At 70.7% G+C, this 3,406-nt stretch carries 2 protein-coding genes; one reads left to right on the top strand and one right to left on the bottom strand.

Annotated elements, in window-relative coordinates:
• The coding region (locus tag AC1D01_RS25965; protein WP_477871493.1) for a hypothetical protein at nucleotides 1–1,028 on the top strand (1,028 nt) is incomplete at its 5' end.
• A 2-nt stretch (nucleotides 1,029–1,030) separates the two neighbouring features.
• Here the strand turns inward: AC1D01_RS25965 and AC1D01_RS25970 are convergent.
• Nucleotides 1,031–3,406 (bottom strand): efflux RND transporter permease subunit (locus AC1D01_RS25970; protein WP_477871495.1); only part of this gene is annotated, 2,376 nt, incomplete at its 5' end.

Raw genomic sequence — 3,406 nt, forward strand, 5'->3', positions numbered from 1 at the left:
GGCTGGCCCAGGCGCTCAGGAGGTCTTCAGCGCAGAACATCAGCCGAGTCGCTAGACTGGCCGTCGATGCACTCTGCGAGCGCTCGACCCGCCCGATGCCCGAACAATCCGAACCCCTCGGCCCCCTTGCTGCCGGCCCCTCCCCTGCGAGCGCATCGCCGCCGGGGCGTGCGCTCGACATCGCCGCACTGGGCCTCGAGGCACGCGATCGTGCCGTGCTGGTCTCGATGACGCGCATGCTCGACGGCCAGGCCGGCCTGCGCCTGCGCTGGGTGGAAGACGCCACTGCCTGCACCACGCTCTTCGTGCCGCACGACTGGTCGCAGTATGTCTCGCCACCGCGGGTGCTGGTGCGGCTCACGCCACGCGGCGCGACGCCGGCCGACTCGCCGCGCGGCCTGTCGGTGGCCTCGCCGCTGCGGGTCAGCGAGATGACCGATGTGCTCGAAGCCGCCGCAGCGCTGTACGAGCTGGCGCGCGGCGCCGTGCAGCGCGAGCATGCCCGCATGGCGCTGTACGCATTGCGGGACCTGCTGGTCGGGGCACTGCTCGCCGGCGAGCGTCGACGAACGCTGTTCGGCGTGGGTGACGGGCACGGCCTGGTCGTCGACTTCCGCACGGGTGACATCACGAGCTCGCTGCCGCAGGCCGAGTTGCTGGCGCGGCCGTTGCATGTGGCCGACCCGCAGCGCGCGCCCGACGCCGTTTCGTGGCCGGGTGCGACCCACACCTTGCGGCTGTCGACCTTGCTGTGGGGCCTGACGCACGTCCTCATCGACCAGGGCGTCTCGCCCCGCACCATCAATGGCCGCTACCAGCTCATACGCCCGCTCGAGCCTGCGGCCCTTGCGCGCCCGAGCACGCCGCGGCTGGTGACCGCCTGGACGCAGCGCGCCATGGGCGTTGGCGAAGCGGCCGCGGCGGGCCGGCTCTCGGCCTTCGAGATCCTGTGGTTCCTGAGCACGGCATTGGCCCTGGGCATCGCCGTGCCGGCGACCGAGTCACAGGCGGGCACGACGCAAGCCTGACCTCATCCCCCCGCCTCATCCCGCCGGTGCGCCAGCCGGTACAGCACTGGCAGCACCAGCAGCGTCAGCGCCGTCGACGACAGGATCCCGCCGATCACCACCGTGGCGAGCGGCCGCTGCACCTCGGCCCCGGTGCCGGTCGCGAGCGCCATCGGCACGAAGCCGAGCGAGGCCACCAGCGCCGTCATCAGCACCGGGCGCAGGCGCGTCAGCGCCCCTTCGTGGATGGCTGAATCCAGCGGCTGGCCGCGCTCGCGCAGGTTGCGGATGAACGACAGCATCACCAGGCCGTTCAGCACCGCGACGCCCGACAGCGCAATGAAGCCGATCGCCGCGGAGATCGACAGCGGGATGCCTCGCATCCACAGCGCGACGATGCCGCCGGTCAGCGCGAACGGAATGACGGTGAACACCAGCAGGCCGTCCTTGATGTTGCCGAACATCGCGAACAGCAGCGTGAACACCAGCAGCAGCGAGACCGGTACCACCACCTGCAGCCGCTTCGTCGCGGACTGCAAATTCTCGAACTGGCCGCCCCAGGTCATCCAGTAGCCGCTCGGCAGCTTCACCTGCTGGCCGATGGCCTGCGCGGCCTCCGCGACGAAGCTGCCGAGGTCGCGCTCGCGCACGTTGGCGCTGACCACGATGCGCCGCTTGCCGTCTTCGCGGCTGACCTGGTTCGGGCCCGGCGCCAGCGACAGCGTGGCCACCTCGCTCAGCGGGATGAAGCGCTGCGCGTTGCCAGTCCCCTTCGGCAGCGCGATCGGCAGGCGGCGGATGGCCTCCTGGTCGGAGCGCAGGTGCTCGGGCAGGCGCACCAGGATGTCGAAGCGCCGGTCGCCCTCGAACAAGGTGCCGGCCTCGCGCCCGCCGATCGCGGTGGCCAGCGTGTCCTGCACGTCCTGCACGTTCAGGCCGTGGCGCGCCGTCTTCTCGCGATCGATCTGCACGGTGAGCATCGGCAGGCCGCCGGTCTGCTCGACGTTCACTTCCGCGGCACCCGGGATGCCTTGCAACGTGCTGGCGACGCGGGCCGCGGTGGCGTCGAGCACCGCCATGTCGTCGCCGAACACCTTGACGGCCACGTCCGCCCGCACCCCCGAGATCAGCTCGTTGAAGCGCAGCTGGATCGGCTGCGAGAACTCATAGTTCTGCCCCGGCAGCCCGGCCACCTCGGCCTTCACCGCCGCGACCAGCTCGTCGCGCGTCCTGCGCGGTTGCGGCCAGTCGTCCATCGGCTTGAGCATCACGTAGCTGTCGGAGATGTTGGGCGGCATCGGATCGGCGGCGATCTCGGCCGTGCCGGTGCGGGCGAACACCCGCTCGATCTCCGGGAACTTCGCCTTCAACGTGCGTTCCAGCTGCTGCTGCATCGCGACCGATTGCGACAGGCTGGTGCCCGGGATGCGCAGCGCCTGGATCGCGAAATCGCCCTCGTCGAGGCTCGGCACGAACTCGCTGCCCAGCCGCGTCGCGAGCAGGCCCGACAGCAGCACCGCCACGCCGGCGCAGGTCAGCACCAGCGGCTTCGCGGCCATCGCCCGCCGCAGCAGCGGCTCGTAGGCGCGCCGCGCCCAGCCCATCAGCCGGTTCTCCGTCTCGGCCACCTTGTCGCCGATGAAGAGCGCCACCGCCGCCGGCACGAAGGTCACCGACAGGATCATCGCGCCGACCAGCGCGATCACGACGGTGAACGCCATCGGGTGGAACATCTTCCCCTCGACGCCGGCCAGCGCGAAGATCGGCAGGTAGACGATCATGATGATCAGCTGCCCGAAGAGCAGTGGCCGCCGCGCCTCCTGCGACGCGAGGAACACCTCGTGGAAGCGCTCGGCGCGGGTCAGCGGCCGGCCGTGGTGCGCCTGCGCATGGGCCAGGCGGCGCACGCAGTTCTCGACGATGACGACCGCGCCGTCGATGATGATCCCGAAGTCCAGCGCCCCGAGGCTCATCAGGTTGGCGCTGACCTTCTGCTGCACCATGCCCGTGAAGGTGAACAGCATGGCCAGCGGGATCACCATCGCCGTCAGCACCGCCGCGCGGATGTTGCCGAGGAACAGGAACAGGACCGCGATCACCAGCACCGCGCCTTCCAGCAGGTTCCGCTTGACGGTGGCGATCGCCTTGTCGACCAGCACCGTGCGGTCGTAGACCGTGGTCGCGTGCACGCCGGCCGGCAGGTTGCGGTTGATCTCGGCCATGCGCCGGTCCACCGCCTGCGAGACGGTGCGGCTGTTCTCGCCGATCAGCATGAAGACGGTGCCGAGCACCACCTCGCGGCCGTTGTCGGTGGCGGCGCCGGTGCGCAGCTCGCGCCCGATCTCGACGCTCGCCACGTCGCGGATGCGCACCGGCACGCCGGCCTCGTTGCGCAGCAC

The organism is Rhizobacter sp. P3_B12 (assembly GCF_056402895.1).